Origin of the sequence: Cupriavidus sp. SW-Y-13 (assembly GCF_009793345.1) — a bacterium.
In the GTDB taxonomy this organism is placed as follows: Bacteria; Pseudomonadota; Gammaproteobacteria; order Burkholderiales; family Burkholderiaceae; genus Cupriavidus.
Genome location: NZ_WHLX01000004.1, coordinates 245,687 through 262,534 on the forward strand (window position 1 = coordinate 245,687; position 16,848 = coordinate 262,534).

16 protein-coding genes are annotated in these 16,848 nt (G+C 59.7%); 9 read left to right on the forward strand and 7 right to left on the reverse strand.

Going from position 1 to position 16,848, the window contains the following annotated elements:
• The first annotated feature begins 48 nt into the window (after positions 1-48).
• The 4 genes from GA566_RS31205 to GA566_RS31220 all read left to right on the forward strand — a co-directional run bounded on the left by GA566_RS31205 (position 49) and on the right by GA566_RS31220 (position 4,285).
• Positions 49-1,239: a PD-(D/E)XK nuclease family protein gene (locus GA566_RS31205; protein ID WP_017510562.1), complete on the forward strand. Its 1,191-nt coding sequence runs from the start codon at positions 49-51 to the stop codon at positions 1,237-1,239.
• 107 nt (positions 1,240-1,346) lie between these two features.
• Complete coding sequence (locus GA566_RS31210) at positions 1,347-2,039, forward strand: hypothetical protein (RefSeq protein ID WP_011514860.1); 693 nt, start codon at positions 1,347-1,349, stop codon at positions 2,037-2,039.
• A gap of 253 nt (positions 2,040-2,292) precedes the next feature.
• Positions 2,293-3,840 carry a hypothetical protein gene (locus GA566_RS31215; RefSeq protein WP_017510564.1) on the forward strand — a complete coding sequence of 516 codons (1,548 nt, stop codon included), beginning with the start codon at positions 2,293-2,295 and terminating at the stop codon, positions 3,838-3,840.
• Positions 3,841-3,952: 112 nt separating this feature from the next.
• Positions 3,953-4,285: a hypothetical protein gene (locus tag GA566_RS31220; protein ID WP_011514862.1), complete on the forward strand. Its 333-nt coding sequence runs from the start codon at positions 3,953-3,955 to the stop codon at positions 4,283-4,285.
• Between the two features lie 62 nt (positions 4,286-4,347).
• Here the strand turns inward: GA566_RS31220 and GA566_RS31225 are convergent, their stop codons facing one another.
• Positions 4,348-4,716 carry a hypothetical protein gene (locus tag GA566_RS31225; protein WP_017510565.1) on the reverse strand — a complete coding sequence of 123 codons (369 nt, stop codon included), beginning with the start codon at positions 4,714-4,716 and terminating at the stop codon, positions 4,348-4,350.
• 331 nt (positions 4,717-5,047) lie between these two features.
• Between GA566_RS31225 and istA the strand changes: the two genes are divergently transcribed.
• The 3 genes from istA to GA566_RS31240 all read left to right on the forward strand — a co-directional run bounded on the left by istA (position 5,048) and on the right by GA566_RS31240 (position 8,661).
• Positions 5,048-6,601, forward strand: coding sequence for an IS21-like element ISRme9 family transposase (istA, locus tag GA566_RS31230; protein WP_017515619.1), 1,554 nt, complete (start codon positions 5,048-5,050; stop codon positions 6,599-6,601).
• Between the two features lie 7 nt (positions 6,602-6,608).
• The gene (gene istB, locus GA566_RS31235) at positions 6,609-7,364 is read left to right on the forward strand and encodes an IS21-like element ISRme9 family helper ATPase IstB (protein WP_024569300.1); all 756 of its coding nucleotides are present in this window, start codon (positions 6,609-6,611) and stop codon (positions 7,362-7,364) included.
• Positions 7,365-8,046: 682 nt separating this feature from the next.
• On the forward strand, positions 8,047-8,661 hold the full coding sequence (locus GA566_RS31240) for a hypothetical protein (protein WP_017510566.1): 615 nt from the start codon (positions 8,047-8,049) through the stop codon (positions 8,659-8,661).
• A 266-nt stretch (positions 8,662-8,927) separates the two neighbouring features.
• Here GA566_RS31240 and GA566_RS31245 read toward each other — a convergent pair whose 3' ends face one another.
• The 6 genes from GA566_RS31245 to GA566_RS31265 form a co-directional block, all read right to left on the reverse strand.
• A complete protein-coding gene (locus GA566_RS31245) occupies positions 8,928-9,425 on the reverse strand; it encodes a hypothetical protein (RefSeq protein ID WP_008648464.1) in 498 nt (165 codons plus the stop codon).
• A 112-nt stretch (positions 9,426-9,537) separates the two neighbouring features.
• Positions 9,538-10,017 (reverse strand): hypothetical protein, encoded by a 480-nt coding sequence (locus GA566_RS31250; protein ID WP_008648465.1) that lies wholly within the window; start codon positions 10,015-10,017, stop codon positions 9,538-9,540.
• Positions 10,010-11,863, reverse strand: coding sequence for a hypothetical protein (locus GA566_RS31255; protein ID WP_237380966.1), 1,854 nt, complete (start codon positions 11,861-11,863; stop codon positions 10,010-10,012). Before GA566_RS31255 ends, GA566_RS31250 begins: the two co-directional genes overlap by 8 nt.
• Positions 11,791-12,333 (reverse strand): hypothetical protein, encoded by a 543-nt coding sequence (locus tag GA566_RS33485; protein WP_237380967.1) that lies wholly within the window; start codon positions 12,331-12,333, stop codon positions 11,791-11,793. The genes GA566_RS31255 and GA566_RS33485 overlap by 73 nt, the downstream gene beginning before the upstream one ends.
• Positions 12,330-13,925 (reverse strand): site-specific integrase, encoded by a 1,596-nt coding sequence (locus tag GA566_RS31260; RefSeq protein ID WP_237380096.1) that lies wholly within the window; start codon positions 13,923-13,925, stop codon positions 12,330-12,332. The genes GA566_RS33485 and GA566_RS31260 overlap by 4 nt, the downstream gene beginning before the upstream one ends.
• Complete coding sequence (locus GA566_RS31265) at positions 13,865-15,082, reverse strand: tyrosine-type recombinase/integrase (protein ID WP_008648470.1); 1,218 nt, start codon at positions 15,080-15,082, stop codon at positions 13,865-13,867. The genes GA566_RS31260 and GA566_RS31265 overlap by 61 nt, the downstream gene beginning before the upstream one ends.
• A 985-nt stretch (positions 15,083-16,067) precedes the next feature.
• On the opposite strand from GA566_RS31265, the gene GA566_RS31270 reads away from it, so the two are divergent.
• Complete coding sequence (locus tag GA566_RS31270) at positions 16,068-16,493, forward strand: hypothetical protein (protein WP_017510568.1); 426 nt, start codon at positions 16,068-16,070, stop codon at positions 16,491-16,493.
• Positions 16,494-16,618: 125 nt separating this feature from the next.
• Positions 16,619-16,822, forward strand: coding sequence for a hypothetical protein (locus GA566_RS31275; RefSeq protein ID WP_111733865.1), 204 nt, complete (start codon positions 16,619-16,621; stop codon positions 16,820-16,822).
• The last annotated feature ends 26 nt before the right edge of the window (positions 16,823-16,848 follow it).

Genomic DNA, 16,848 nt, shown 5'->3' on the forward strand with positions numbered 1-16,848 from the left:
CAAGCGTGTGGCGACAACACAGACCGGCTTTGAAGAGATACGAGACTAATGGAGCAACTTGCACAGGTTTTGAGGCAGATCGGGGACCTGCCCCAGATGGAATCGCCGGAACTCAACTTCTACGCGGTTGGCGGCGCGGGGTATTTGGAGAACCCTACGTCCGACCTGATGGCTCTTTTCATGGGTGCGGAACCACAAGCGCCGCGATGGCTAGCAAAAGCACTTCTATCGTGTCTCGCAAATAGAGGCCTGGCTGAAGGGATCATAGTCGAGTCGGTCGACTGGGACGGCGTTACCGCTGAACGGGAAGTTGCCCAGACCGATCAAGAGAGTGATTCTGTAAAACGCCTTGATCTCGTGATTTCTGACGGGGACTTCGTTCTGGGCATCGAGAATAAGGTCTACGCCACCGCACGCGGAAACCCGTTCCACGTTTACGACCGGCTGCTTGCTGAACGCGCAGCCGGTGGGCCAATTATCAAATGCGTACTCCGCCCGACCGATAGGACCTCCGATGTTCCATTGGGATGGCCGGTGGTCACCTATCCCGATCTCGTGAAGACAGCGCTCGATCTTCTAGGCCAGGAATTCGTTCGGGCACCGGTATCAAAGTGGCACTTTTTCTACAGAGAATTTCTCAACCACCTAGAGTCACTCGCCAACCCAGAGAGCGGCACCATAATGTCAGACGCAGCATTCAGCTTTGCCCTGAAAAACTTCCATGCACTTAGCCAGGCCGCCGATCTCCTAGGCGAGTTCAAATCGCAGCTTGAGCACGATGCCACGGCACGCGTGCGAGAACGTCTATCGGCTATGACACTAGAAGGGTCCGTCGCGCTGACTTCGAAACAGCAGGTCTGGCGATCCCTTAACCAGCATGTAGTCGAGATTTATCCTGCTAGCTGGGGAAAATATTCGAAGGTGGTACTGGCTTATGGTGAAGATGAAACGGATGAAGATCATGCGCTGTACTTCTACGTTCTCGGCTACATCAGCTTCGGTACCGAAAAGCAAAGCATCGAAGAGATCAAACAAAGGTTTTACGCCGACACGAAGAACGAAGTCAGTTCATGGCGTACCCACTCGGACCCGGCAGACAATTTGTTTGAGGAGGGTCGATCGACCAAGTATCTCGGAATCAGCGGCATGCCCAAGGATGCGACGCTGAGCGGGGCGTTGCAAGCGCTGGAAGACCTTGCAGCCTGGATGCAGCAGTTTGTATTCACCCCGGCGCAATGACTTCGGCAATTAAGCCCGGCGCGACGGAGGTAATCTAGCCGCCCCCCATGTGCGCCCTGTGACACAGATCAAGACCAACCATCACCAGAATCGCAAGACGATCAACAATGACGAATTCTCTCATTCGACCCACAGTCGGCGAGGTGTATCAACTCCTCCAAGGCGTCAGTGGCCTGCTCGTACATTTTTCTGGGGCGCCGAAAGGCGCGGGGAAAACTGACGCTGAAAGATTGTGGTTCCCTGACGACCTGCAGAAGGTACTTGACGGGAAAGCGCAAGGAGGACTCTCCGCGTCGGTGGTCATGCCAGGCGACCGGTTTGGGCAACACTATGCGAGCAATGCGGTTGGTTGCGTTGGTGTGATTCTCGGCCTGCACTCTCCGCAATCCCTACGGTGTGCAGATGCGGCAGATTGTGGCTCGTGGACTGACCAGACGGGAAGCCGAATGTGCGACGCGCCAGCGAGCCTCTCAATTCAAGAATTGGCGCTGACGATTTCCAATCGGCGCCAAGGTTGCTACAACGAATGGGTGATTGCCGACTACATCCCGCTTGGAATTCTCGCGATGCCTCCGTTTGAGGTGCGAACCGGAGGGTCGCCTTCTGACTTGCCAGGCGGCGGCGACCTTTCGCCCGAACTCGCCGGAGACAGCCCCGTTGAGGTTCCAAAGTTTCTCGATCTGGCAAGCGTGCGCAGGGTCTTTCCGAGTCAGCCGCTCTACACGATGACTGGAGAAGGCATTGCCTTGGTAGGGCCAGACGACAGTACCTCAATCATTCTTCACGACCAGATCTATTGAGCAGGGGCGGGCCAGCCAATGGCGGCATGACATGGCAGGGGAACGGCCGGTCACCCAGACCAATGATCAGACCACTTGATCTTCTGCCGACGATGAGTATCATGCTTGGAGCGCTGCCCAAGCCTTCCGTGCACCCGCCGACTCGGCGGATGGTAAAACAGGGCCTATTCCACCTCCTCATTCTCGTGCTGACTTCTGTCGCGGCCGAGGCAATGTGCACACCTCTCACGCCGCGCAAAATGGAAGACTCAGCATGCCTGCTCTTGCACACCCCTATGGGTCCAACGGGTTCTGGAACGATCTGGCCAGACGACTCGAGCCTTTCTTGGGCAACGTCAAAGTCTGTCTGGGTGGGAATTGGTACGACCGCTTCGAAGACCTGTTCACCAAGCCTGATTTCGAGACTGTCGCAATCGCCGAAGGCGGTCTGCCCCAAGCACGCTATCTGATTGAGCTGCAAAACTCAGCAGATGTCCTGGCGAGTCGCTACGACTGGCTAATGGCAGGAGCATCGGAGGCAGAGTGTGTCGCCGCTCTGCTAGATATGTGTCGAGACTCCGATCAATGGCCAACCGCTATATCTCGAGCCCACAATATCCTTGCATTCTCGCGCGACAACGTCCCGTTTGCAGAGATTAGACCAGTCCCTGAGCCGCCTCGCTGGTCCAGCGCGACACTTGACCGCGCCGAGCACGCGCTAGGTCGGTTGCACAAGAACGGCGACTCGGAAAAGGAGTTCGCCAATCGAATCAAGCGATGGCCGGGATTCGAATCAGTCCAGGTAGGTGATCGCGAGCAAACGACGCCGCAGTGGGGTCACTGGCCTAGCCCGGCGGAGTGGCTGATATTGGCTCGACAGCTTCTCAGCATCGCGGGAGCAACCGAAGCCGGCACTGCGCAAGCGCAGGCGCTGGTTGCCGCCATCTTTGACGTGGCCAGCTGGCATCACCTTTGCGGGCTGATGCCTGGTTGTCGCGATGCCCAGTGGTGGGCATTGCAGGGCCCGTTTTTAACTTCTCTCGGACGGAATTCTGAGGACGAACGGGTGTTCCCTGGCCCTGTAGAGGCCTTCATGGATTTCATTACTCGCGGGACAAAGCTTAGTCCTGATGATGGCCCTTGGACCGCCCGTATAAGCTGGCCTTTGGAAATGCCCTATATAACGCTTGAATCCGAACGCCGCCACGATGGAGGGCCCTATCCGTTGCCAATTTTGGGGGCGAGCATGGAGGCGGTGTGCCATACCTCTGCTAGACCAGAGAGCCTTGCTGCCATAGCGTCGCCACTGAGCACTAACGACCTTGAAGGGGTGTTAGCGTGCTTTGTGATCGACCCTAACGACGACAGCTACTCCACCCGCATTTTCCACAGAGCGAACTTTGGTGGGCTGCTCTGCAAAGGCTTCGTTACGAGCGATGGCCCATATATCACTTGCGGAGACGGCTGGATGGACAGCACTCCGCTCGGCGTCTCGATGCTTCGGAAGTTTCAGCCCCATCCAAAGAATGGCCGCCCCCAGAAAGAGGGATGGTGGCTGGTGAAGTACTCCAGTGAGGCCAGGGTTGATCTGACGCGGTTCTCGGAAACACAGATCCAGCAGCTCAGTAAAGAGTTTGGCATCGTGGTTGCCGGTGAAGCCGAGTACGGGGACGACGAAGAGCGGTTCTTTTCCTCACCTGCCTGGTCAGCTCTGCAGGACTGGGCACGGTCACACCCTGAGTTGGCGAAAGACTTAGCCGAAGGGGCGTCCTACTTACCAGGCTGGTACCAGCGAGCAAAGCGCAAGGCGGCGTTGCACTGATCTCCGGTCAGCATTCTGGATGTACATGCGCGAGAGAGGGGTAAGGGAGGCAAGGCCACGGCCAGAGTTGATTGGTACAATCCGCCGTGAGCCTTAGCCACCTACTTTCGATATGAAACAGTTCACGTTTGAGGATGTTCTGAGTCTGACTTTCGACGAGCTTGGCGCCATAGAAGACCCCATGCAATTGGCCGCCACCGCGCAAGTCTCACCGATGCTTGTACGGTACGTCATCAGAACGGACCAACTCGAAGAGAGGTACCGCGGCGTCCGAATGCGCACCTTGCTCGGTGCAATCGACGTAGCTGCCGCGGCAGTAAAATGGCCAAACGTGGTCGGGCAGAAAGCTCTGTTGGCACAGAAGGATGCCGACGTTGATGCCTATTTGGATGAGCTACAACCGCATGTAGCCAAGGCAATCGAATTGGCGCCCAAGTACCACTGACCCATGAAAAAAGGCCCGCGACTTAGCGGGCCTTGGTTCATCAAACGGTAGGTTGCGTACGATTACTTCATCGAGGGCCAGCCCATCGGCTCGGCCTCGTTCAGCGCAACATCTGCCTCATTGACCATGGTCGTCACGACCGCAAACTGTTCCTCCGTCAACTTCTTTGCGGAAGCCAATCCGATGGCTTCCGAGTACTTGCGAGCAGCTTGCTCGCACTGCGTCTTTTGCTCGCCCAAGGTCTGAAGTTCCTCAGGGTCCGTATCGTCGTCAGAGTTGTCCAGGGCTTTATCGAAGGCGCTGGTGAGGTGACCGTCAAGGCGTGCCAGATGACGCTGGCACTTGCGGATGTGTCGTTTAACGTGGTTGACTTCGGCTCGATCTGCGAGAGCCACCGGCTCGCTAGATGAACCACCCGTGTCAGTTGTCATAATCAACTCCAGGAAAGAGACTATTGCTCTGAGCTGGCGCCAATTCAAGTTGAGAGGGTGATCAATCTGCGTATTTCGGGGCGCGTGATCAGCGATTTCGGGGGAACGTGATCACCTGTTTCGGCGGGAAGCTGATCGCTGGTTTCGGCGGAACGTGATCACTTCGGCGACGCCGCCGAAATCGGTGATCACGTTCCCGAAACGAGTGATCACGTTGCCGAAATGGGTGATCACGCACCGTAATGGGGCCGGGCAAGGGCTAGGGGTGGGACTGCGCATGGACTAGAACGCCGGCGATAGGCTGTTTCCTTTTTTGCAAGGAAGCAAGCTGATGCCGGCCAACCGGATGACCATGCGCAAAATCAAGGAAGTGCTTCGCCTGAAGTGGGCGTGTGGCCTTTCGCACCGGCAGATCGCTAGGGCGACGGGTGTGAGTGTTGGCGCTGTCTCGCAGTACGCGGCGATGGCGAAGGCAGCGGGGCTGGATTGGCCGCAAGCGGACAGCCTGAACGAGGATACGCTGGAGCAGCGGCTGTTCGGCGCGCAGAAGCCGGCCAACAGCCCGGGCGGGCGGGTGACGCCGGACTTCCCCTATCTGCATCGCGAGTTGCGCCGCAAGGGCGTGACACTGCAGTTGCTGTGGGAGGAATACCTGGAGGCGAATCCCGGGATACCCATTTACCAATACACGCAGTTCTGCTGCCGTTACCGGGACTGGGCCGCGACGCTCAAGCGGTCGATGCGCCAGCAGCACCGCGCCGGCGAAAAGCTGTTTGCTGACTTCGCCGGTCAGATGGTGCCGATTCTGGATGCCGAGGGCGGCCTTGCCTTCGAAGCCAGCATCTTCGTCGCTGTGCTGGGCGCGTCGAATTACACCTACGCGTGCGCCACCCGGGGGCAGACCACCGCCGACTGGATCGGGGGAATGGTCTGCGCAATGGAATACGCCGGCGGCGTGCCGGAGCTGCTTGTGCCGGACAACCCGCGCGCGCTGGTGGCTCGCCCTGACCGGTACGAGCCGGTGCTGTCCCGGACGGCGGAGGACTTCGTCCATCACTACGGCACGGCCATGCTGCCGGCGCGGCCGCGCAAGCCGCAAGACAAGGCCAAGGTCGAGACCGGCGTGCTGATCGTCGAGCGGTGGATCCTGGCGCGGCTGCGCAACCACCGCTTCTACAGCCTGGGCGAGCTCAACAAGGCCATCAAGAAGCTCGTCGCCGACCTGAACGACCGACCGTTCAAGAAGCTGCCCGGCACGCGCCGGGAGTGGTTCGAGCGGTTGGACCGGCCAGTGCTGCGACCGCTGCCGCCGCGGCGCTACGAAGTGGCAACGTTCAAACAGTGCCGCGTCAACGTCGACTACCACGTCGAGATCGACGGACACTACTACAGCGTGCCGCATGCTCTGGTGCGCAAGGCGGTGGAGGCCCGCGTAACCCGCCACACCATCGAGATCCTGTACGGTGGCAAGCGCGTGGCGCTGCACGCGCGCAATACCCGCAAGGGCAGCCACAGCACGGTGAAGGAACACATGCCGGTGGCCCACCGCGCGCACCTCGAATGGACGCCCGGCCGGCTGCTCAACTGGGCAGCCTCGATTGGGCCCAGCGTCGCCGTCATCGTCGAATACCAGCTCACCCACAAGAGCCATCCCGAGATGGGCTATCGCGCCTGCCTGGGTCTGCTGAGTCTGGCCAAGAAGTATGGCAAGGAACGGCTCGAGGCCGCTTGCGCCCGCGCCGTCGCCATTGGCTCGCTCACGCGCAAGTCGGTGGTCTCCATCCTTGAAAACCATCTGGACCGGCAGGCCACTCTGCCGGTATCGCAAGCCGAGTGGCATTCCCCCATGCACGACAACGTGCGTGGCCCCGACTACTACCATTAGGAAAATTATGCTGATGCAACACACCGTCGGCCAACTCAAAGCCCTCAAGCTCGACGGGATGGCGCGGGCCTTCGAGGAACAGTCCATCCTGGCCGCCAGCGCCAGCCTGCCGTTCGAGGAACGCTTCTCCATGCTGGTCGACCGGGAGATTGCTTGGCGCGACACCCGGCGGCTGGAGCGGCTGCTGCGCTCGGCCAAGCTCAAGCACACCCAGGCATGCCTCGAGGATGTGGTCTATGACGGCAGCCGCGGCCTTGACCAGCGGCTGGTCGCCACCCTGGCCAGTTGCGACTGGATCCGCAATGCTCAGAGCCTCATCCTGACCGGGGCGACCGGTGCCGGCAAGTCCTGGCTGGCCTGTGCGTTTGCCCAGCAGGCCTGTCGGCAGGGATTCTCTGCGCTCTATCTGCGGGTGCCGCGACTGTTCGAGGAACTACAGATCGCCCACGGCGACGGGAGCTTCACCCGCCGCCTGGCGCAGCTCGCGCGCATCGACGTCCTGGTGCTGGACGACTGGGGCCTACAGGAGCCTTCTGAAAGCGCCCGCGGCGATCTGCTTGAAGTTCTGGACGATCGCGTCGGTACCCGGTCAACCATCGTGACCAGCCAGCTCCCGATCGAACATTGGCACCAGTGGTTGAATGATCCGACGCTGGCTGACGCCATCCTGGACCGGCTGGTCCACCAGGCACACAAGGTGCCGCTCAAAGGCGAATCCATGCGCAAGCGCACGTCAACCGACGCCAAGAAACGGGCATCGTGATCACCTACGCTACAATCTCCTGACCGCGCAGTACCACCTTCCTTCCCTGATCACGTTCGCCGAAACCGCTGATCACCTTCACCGAAATCCGCAATCAATCCTCCTGGTCGACAATCTACCCGAAGGTTACGCCGTTTGGAAGGCGGCAGATGCGTCCGGGAACCCAAGCTCTGAGCGCCGGCCCACACGGCAATCCCCGGGCTCTCCTGCCGTGCTAGATTGCAGAAATCTATAGGCCAGAGGTACAAACCATGGAAGTGGAAGGTCAAGTCCTATACGTCTACCGCTGTCCGACGTGCGGCCACCGTGGCGAAGTTCATTTCGCCGACGACTCGCATGATGCCGCTTCCCATACTTGCGCTTCGTGTGGTGGTCAGGTCTCGCTCGAGTGGGATGGCGGCGTGACGTTCGATGTTGTGCCAAAGTCCTGATCTACCTACCAAGGGCACGCCCCAAAATCCTTCACCTCCACGCCCCAAATCTGTTCCCCTTTGCGCCGGCGGTGGCGTCAAGTTGCACAGATGCGCCTTCGCCGCTAATATCTTGCGGTGGATGGCCTCCCAACCTGCCGACGGGTTAAACGGCCTGCGATACCTACGGACACTCGTCCTCGGCATGTGAATCTCCATTTCATTGTGCCCGCATGTAATCGTCGGTTGTGGGCAAGAAACGGAGTTTTCCCATGTTGCTGCTATTCCCATCCGCTCTCACTCAGAACTCAGCTGGCGAACACAAGAAGGCCGCGCGAGAGCAATTTTCTGGCATCAAATCGTCGCACTTGAGCGAAGCCATCGCGTCTGGTTTTGGCTATCAGTCCCATGCGGCTCTGCTCGCCGCGCTGGGTAGCAACGCCCGCCCGCGCAGTAATTTCTCTTTGATTGGTTTCGGGAAGCGGTTGACTGAACTCGGATACGAACGCCCAGCGGATTTCCTGGCCGACCAGGACGTGCCCTGGGCAGTTCAATGCCTGGTGTCCCTCATGATCGAGGCGGGATTTCGAGACTCTCTTGCTAGCAACAGTTCACGGATCGGCGTCACCAAGACAATTGATGCGCTCAATGTCGCCGGTTGCACCGAGTTCAATTTCAAGGCCCTAGGCCGGCAAGCGCAACAGCAACAGACCCGAGCCTTGCGCGAACTCTTCAGCACGGTTATCGAGTTGCAAGTCTCGGTGCGAGACGGCGATCGCGTATTGAGATCGCCGATTGTCCGAGAGGTAGGAATCGAGACGCCAACCAACTGCATATTGTTCTCGCTAGCGGACGTTATTGTCCGAGCGGCCCGGTTAGCAGCTTAGCGCCCTACGTGTGACGCTTGATACCAATTCTTGGCACCTATGGCCTAGTGTTGCGTTGGTTTTGGTTTTCAGATTTTGTTGTATTTCAGCCGGAAGACGGACGGATTTTCCACAGGGCCCCCACTTTTTTGGCTAGCACGTGTTGCGTGCCCGTGGCACCAGTCTTCGTTGCGTTGAGCTTTGTGTGGAGGCGCAACGGAAGGACACGCCAGGCCGGGAGTCTGACGGCTGCGGTGTTGCGCGTTGCACACTTGGGCGTGGGACTACTATCGCGTCCTTGGTTTGACCCCCAGTTCCCACAGCACGTCGATGTTGCGGAGATATATGGAGACGTTCTCGGCCGAACTGTGGATGATCGAGTGCTCGCGCCCATCGACGGAGTCAACTTTTGCCGTCCACGGATCTTCCAGGCACTGGCAAACATCCTCAATATCGTCGCGATACTGCTGCAGCGCCTTCGGGGTCCAGGTCCGCATTGCATTTGGAGCCAACAACACAGAGAGCGTACCCTTGCGCTCCCCGATATACCGCACAGGTGAGAGCAGGCCGCCGACGTAAAGCATCATGAGCGCGTCGATCACGCGATCGTCATGGTCCTCGTCCCAGATGACTGCGAGGTCAAGGAATGCGCAGCGATCGAGCCGGTTCAGAAGCTCGTCATGCCAGACCGGCGCCCGAAGGATGGAGTAATGTGTTCCCCGGCCGAGGTTGCCCACAGGGCGGGTTTCGTCATGCAGGGTCTGGAAGAAGGGGCAATAGGACATGAACGCTCCTTTCGGGAGAGAGACGGCTTCCGCCGCGGAACCGCAGCCATTTCGTGGCTGCGAGCATCAATGCAGACAGTATCACGCCGGATGGCATTCAGCGTCGCCGCGCTTAGTTCCGGCGTTTAGGATTCTCAGGCATCGCGACGATTGCCGCTTCGGGTAGGGCGCCAAGTTTTGCAAGCTTGTCCCGGGCGTCACGATACTGCTCGTAGAATCTGGCCCACTTGCTGAATCCGCCCAGCTCACCAACGGCACGTAGCATTGCGAGGTGGGAAGCCGTCAGCAATTGCACGGTGGCTTCAAGCTCCGTAATCCTGAGGTCCTTGTCGGCAAGCGTCGCGGCCATGTCAGCGCCAGGTCGCTTGGCAGCGCGGCCACGCCAGCGCCGGTATTCCGCTTGGCGCTGCTGATACTCGGCAAGCAGCCTGCGGCGTGACTCGCTGCGGGTGATCGACGACGCTGCCTTGATGGACGGATGCAGCCGGGCGACGGCGCGCGCCGAGATGTCCTCGTCGTCGGTCAGCAACAGCTCAAGAATCTCGCGCATTTTCCCATCATCGGCCGACGCCGCTTCATTGGCTTTATTCATCAAGTATTCCCTGTTGTCGGGGCAAGGAGAGGTCAATGCCGTCGGGGAAGGGACGGTCGCCCGGCCGCGTTTTGAGCAGCCCTTGTACGCCAGTCAGCCGTTTTTCCGCGTGGTCGAGCTGGTTTTGCCAACCAATGCTGATCGATGGGCGGGCCTTGATCGTTTCCACGGCGAGCTTGAGCTGACCCTCGAGCCGGATCAGGTTCCGCCTGTGCTCCGGCAGGTCAGTGGCCGAGAGGTGACGACAGTCGGCAAAGCATTCCAGATGCTTGGCGCACGGATCGACCGTGAACGAGTTCAGGCAGTGCCCATAAGGGGTGGCATGGAATCCGTCCGCTTCGGCGCGCAGGTACTCGTATGCGGCCGCGTCGCCCTCCGTTTTCTGGATGCGCCGGAAGGCATCGACGATCGGACCGCTTGCCTTGCCACCCTTGATGAGTCGGGCAACCGTGCCGGCTTTTTCGCCGAGGAGGATCTCGACGTCCTGTGGAATTTCAATCTGGTCAAGATCCTCCGCCAGGCTGCGATGGTCGTATTCATAGCTTTGTGCAACGCTGCGCCGGTTGAAGCGCTTTGAGATGATCGTGTCGGCAACGCCAAGCCGGAACAGCTCGGTGTTCTGCATGTGGCGCAGCATGTGTGCCTCGATCTTCAAGGCCCGGTCTTCGTCAGTCTGTCCGTACTTTTCAAACAGCGTCGGCAGTTGCTTTGCGTCACCCAGTGACTGTCCGATGAACGTAGGGTCTGGTCGGTTGACCGACATGTAGCGGGTCACATCGCAAAGCCCGTCGTCGCGTTCCTCGGCCACGGACCGTTTGGGCTGCACGAACAGTAACTCCCAGGGCCCAACGAACCCAGTGGCCAGCGGAAGCCGCATGGTGTCGGATATCTTCGTTGGCGTCGTGAACCGCATATGCTCCTCGAGCTCGCCAACGTGCAAGTACGCAGCGTGCCACTCCATTCGCTTTACAAGGCTGATCGGCGAGCCATTAGCGTATCGGAAGCGCATGCTTGTCTTGCCTTCACGCATCGCCTTCACCAGACGATTCCCAAACACGTAGACAGACATGTCGAGGGTCAGTGTGCCATTTCGCCACAGCGCACACTGGTGGTCATACAGTTCATCAAACACTGACGGATCGAGGCCATCGCGGTAGCGTTTTATGAACGGATCTCGCTCAATGCCTAGCCAGAACGGGTTGCCTGCCAGACGGGTGTAAAGCTCGATGACAGGTACGAGACTGTCGACCGGATACCATGGCAATAGTCGCTCCGTCTCACATTGCAGTTTCAGCGTCGCGCGGAGCGGTTCTGTGAGCTTGGCTACACGGTCGAGTGTCTCTGTCAGCAACGCCCGGAACATTTCCGGGACCGGCTGAGCGCTTTCAAACAGGACGCGACTGTCCGTTTCAGCGTCCTGCTGCTTTTCCGCAAAGTGGCGGACCATCAAGGATGTCGAGATGCCACCGGACTCACCGGCTGGACGACCCTTCGAGTCCAGATACGTCCGCTCACGCTTCCAGTCGGCCGGCAGCAACGCAACTTCCCCTGCACGCATGCCGGTCACGATCAGAGTGCGCACTGCAGCGAATCGCAGCTCGTCCATGAACGTGCGTGGCCGTTCGGTCATCACGATGCGGGTCAGCTCCCAGAACGCCCGGCGCTCAGGCAGGCGTTCGCCGCGCTTGCGAGCCTCCAAGTCGGCCCGTAGTTCATCCTGCGACCAGGTATGCTTTGCCTTGCTCGTACCTTTTACTTGCATGCGCGGCACAGCTAGCGACGAGTACAATGGGCCCGCATCGCAAATGTGTTGACCATCAAACACCGTCTTGACGATGCCGACCACCTGATCCCCAGTTTGCCGGTCGCCTGACATGCTGTTGCAATACGAACAGCCGCACGCAGATCGTCGGCGGTCAGCTGCCACGGGGCCTTGTCCACGCACGTAGCGAGCACCCGCAATGGACGCGCGATGCTATGTGCCACATACCGCGTGGTGTTACGCCTGAACAGCAACTGTTCAGCCACCGCTGCTTTAATCAGGTCTTGCCACGAGACAGCCAGCGCTCGCCGGGGCAGTGGCATCAGGCCACGCTCGACGCGCTCTGCATTGACGATAGCCAGCGCCTTCGCCTCAGCGCCGAGATCTCGCAGGTAGTGGTTTGGGGGTGGCACGTCACCGGTAACCGCCGTCAGATTCCAGCCGACACCGTCACGAGCAGTGCCTGCCTCGTCCAGAGGTATGTCCCAGTGCAGGCCCTTTTCACGGACGAGTGCCTTGCCCAACTCGATGAAGGCAGAGTAGTGTGGGTTCATCGGCGCTCGCCTTCCAACTCGTCGATGACCGCCTGTATTTCGGCGATCGTGCGCTGCAGTTGCAGGTAGGCCGGCGATTGGGCATCACCACGAGAACTCTGCTCGAAGAGCAAGACCACTTCACGCATTGCGGCCAGCACACTCTCGTGCATCGTTTTGTCGTGCAAAGGCATAAACTTCCTGCACCCGTAGCACGACGTCACCGGATTGTAGGGGCAGGCTGGTTGCCCCGACGTGCAGCCGCCGATGCCGGCGATCGGGATGCCGTGAGGCACGCCGGCGATCTGCTGTTCTCCCTTGAGCTGGGTGAGTTCTTCCGGGGAGATGAACCGATCGTGCGCGATCTTTGCCACCCGCCGGTATATATCTGACGCGCCGAGTGCTCTGTTGACCCGTTCCGCGTGAGAGGCTGATGCCGCAAAGTACACCAGCCCCGTCCGTACATCGGAATGCCCCATGAACTCGGCGAGTTCTTCGTGGCTTGCACCAGCGTCAACGAGGCGTTGGGCTGCCGTATGACGAAGGTCCATCGCGCAAGCGCCGTCCCCGATGAGGCGTTCCATGCAGCGGGCGATGCGAGAGCCGGCCTCATGATTGGAACTGACGTCGAAGACGCGATCGCTCGCGTCACGACCTTGCAAATCTGCATAGGCGACCAGGGCCGTGAACAGCACCGCCCACTCCTGTTTCACACGACGGACCATCGGCCTTTTTCGAAGCCTTCCCCGCTGCTTGACCATGAGAAACGTGAGGTGAACGGCCGGTTCGCCGCGGGGCTCTGTCTGCCAGACCCGTACATCACGCATCGTCAGCATCGCGACCTGAATTGGGCGCATGGCGAACTGATAGGAACAGAGCACCATCGCAGCCTCGCAAAGCTCGTCGTGCGCGATGCCTGACCAGCCTCGGGCCCTCACGAGGTCCGACGTTTCGTCCAGGTAGCGAACGATTACGGCTTCTTCATCAGCACTCAGGAAGACATCGCCCGACCGCACACCGGCATATGAGTCCGACGCGGGGCCGGGCAGGGCAGCGCTGACATAGGTCAGATAGGACTCGGACCACCCGTGCTGGCGATGTCTGCATAGCAGCCGCAGAACCGCCTTAACGAAACGATAGGCGTGAACCGGCAACTGACGGGCGCGCAGCGCCATCCATATCGTTGATATGCGGGTTGGGCCGGCTGCAACAACGCGGTCGACGTCATGCACATCGAGATGCATTGCTGCGATCAATACATTGAAGCAGGTCGAGATATGCAAGTCTTCGCCCAACAGGAAGACCAGTAGATGCTTCTGCACAGCGCCGTAGACAGCAGGATACCGGCCAAAGTCGAGCCGGGACATCCGACCATTGATGTGAAGTCCGAAGACATCTGTCTGACGGACTGCCGGGATGGAGCGGAGTTGGTCGTCGAAGTCGTCGTAGTAGCGTACAACGGGCGGTAGCTCCGGCAGTGACGCCACCATGCTTTCGAGCACCGATGGCTCGGCTTGCCCACGAAGCCGGGATGGGAAGGCCTCCAGCATGATCAGCGTCCCTGCGGCAGCGCGCGCAGCAAGGCCACACGATCGTCGAATGCGTCGTTCCATACGCTCGCGAGTCGGCTTTCAAAGACAGCCCTAGCATAGCGCGACGGCATGTCCGACTCTTTCGACCATCCGAAGAATGTACGCAGTTTCTGCAGCGCTTCGGGCATCGAGTCGCCTCGCTCCAGCAGCTGGTGAAGCCGCAATACGGCGCTGGTGTGCCGGAGGTCGTGGCAGGTGACCGACTTCTTTCCGGTGCGGTCGTGCAGTTCCTGCAGCACATCCGTAGACAACGCTTTCGATATCGTTGTAAAGATCTTCGTCAACGACTCTGTGGAAAGAGGGCCGCCAGTCTGGGCGCTTAACATGAACGAATGGGAAGGCCGGCCCCGGTAATTTTCGCAATAGATCTGCACCAGGCCCGCCGTTGCGTCGCTGACGGGAATTTGCCTGACCGAATGGAGCGTTTTGATGCTGGGTTTCGAGTAACGGCTGTCGCTGCCAACTTCTTCATACTCGTTTTGCCGGACGTTCAGCCAGTACCTTGTCCGGCCAAGTTCGCGGTCATAGCTGCTCTTGATGGCGTCTGCTGGCAGCAGCAAGAGTTCGCCGCGGCGCAGACCCTGATGCAGCATCAGCACGAAGGCGATGAAGACCCGCCAGCGGGTGTGCGCGCGCTGGAAGGGATTGGCATCCGATTCCGGATCCAGGATCTGATAGAGATTCTCGACCACGCTGGAGGGCAACGACCGAACGGTCTCGCTGCGGGCACCTTGGCGAATGTGAAGCTGACGGTAAAGCGTTGATAGTCGGTGGATGCGCGCCTCGATCTGTCGCATCTTCGCGTCCGCCGACTTCGACAGCCATGTGACCACCGATGTCACGAATGCCAGTCCGGTCTGCCACCGGTCCTCATTGCTGCGAGTGGCAACAGGCTGATTACGCAGACTCACGAACCACGACTCGAGAATGTCCGCAAGCCGGGCATCGTCAAGGTCGGATAGCGCGTCATCCAGCGCATTCGCTTTGAATGACCGATCCGCATGCTCATACAGGTTCTCGATGTACCGCAGCCGCATGGTCTGCGTGGACGTTGCCCATTGCGCACCCGCGATGACCAGCCAGACCGCGGCCCAGTACCTGGGCATGTGGTTGCTGTCGACCAGCGCAACCCCCCGGAGCGCCCGTGGCACGGCGGCGGCGCTGACCTGAACGAACATAAAACCTAAACCCACAACAAAACGCAACGGCGAAAGATACCATAAAAGCACTTTTCCGTTGCGGTATCTGAAGTCTCCGTGCCGTCCCACACGCAACACTTCAGAACATACCAACAGTGCACATAATGTATATTATGTTAAATGATGCGCTAACGCTACCCCGAATCGAACTAGGCTGCCGAGTGGGGACTTGGAGAACATCAACGGCACCATCGCTCTGGTCTACGTCTGGAAACGCGACGGTACCGTTTGGTCGCTCCGTTGCTAAACCTACTTCGGCCGGAAGCCGTCCGAATTTCTTGTTAGAAGCCAGAAGGTGCCCGCCGTGATGGCGCCTACAAGAAACGCCGCCGCAATCGCCAATCCATCGCTCCCGCCCGGTTCGAGGGGGTTGTCTGGCGACGCTGCGGCACGCTTCTCCGGCGACGGGCTGACAGTTTCAGATATCGTGTCTGAAACTGACGGCGAAGGCCGCTCCGAAAAGTCATCGTCCGGCATCGGACCATGACGCGAGTCGGCGTTTGGCCCCCAGTAAGCCCGCTCCAGATAGTCAGCCACAGTTATCCTCATGAATGTAGACCGTGATTTGGCAGTCCACTTGCGGCGCAACCAAGAACAGCCTCATCGCAGCAGACGCGCCACTGTAGCGCCCAATCAGCGGGAGCGGGGAATCCCATCAGTTGATCACACCGGCCATCGGTTAATTTGTCCATGCAATCGAGCCTGCACGCCAGAAACGCCAAATGCGTCGTCTGCGTCCTATCAGATCGGAGCCGCACCGGCAGACCAAGGAACTCTCAGCGCGGGTCGCGCATGACCACGAATCCGGGATCGCAATGATCGCGAGCAGCCTCCGTAGCTTCTTCCGCGCTAGCAAATGTGCCGGCATCGGCCAGGTCTGGCGTGTAGCCTACATCGCCGTCCTTCGGGCAAAGATATTCGTCACCGGTACGGACGATCCAGCCGTCCGTGAGTTGCTCCTCGGTTGAGTGCCCTCTTTGGCGCCCTCTCGGATCATCCCCTTTACCTGCTTGAGGCGCTCAAAGTCGTGTCGGCCTGCCAAGCTCTCGAAGACACTGGCGTCCGTGAGCGCGGCTGCCCCGAGAAGATGAACTCGAAGCCGCTGCGCAGCAAGATCAGGGCCTCGGCCGCTATCCCGCGCTCCGCGAGCAAAAAACGCTCCCTGGCATGCCCCCAAGCACCGCAGCCAGAGCGAGAGCGCCAGGATCTCCCGTGGGCCGGTCACGTCCGCGGCGAACAGGTGCTTCGTGACGCGATCGGAGACAGCCTCCGCCGCCGCGATGCTCGGCGCCAGTTGCTCTCGGAGCTGGTGACGGTTCGATTCGATCTCGGGGGAAAGAAAGCCCTTGGCTGCGATGTCGGCACGGATTGCGGTTATGACGGTAGCTGATTTGCGGATGTTGACTTGGGGTGATGTGCATTGTCGCCGACGCCTGGGGCGTTAGGAAAACGCTCCCCTGCCGCGCTGAATTCGCCTCCGACAATGGCTGCTTGTCCAACTAGTAGGAGCAATCAATGCCCCTTTCCCCCACCGCCCAAATGTTCGTCAACCTGGCACGCGAACGAGACCGCGCGGATCTGCAGCATTCATACGTCGAGTGCGTCGGCCACGGCGGCCAGACCGAGCGTCACCCCCACACTGGCGCAGCACGGGCCACCGAGATGGAAAAGCTCACCGATGACGAATATGCCGCGCGTCTCGGAGTGAGTCACCTGTAAAGTCGGCGAGCCGAGGTGGCCCGGCA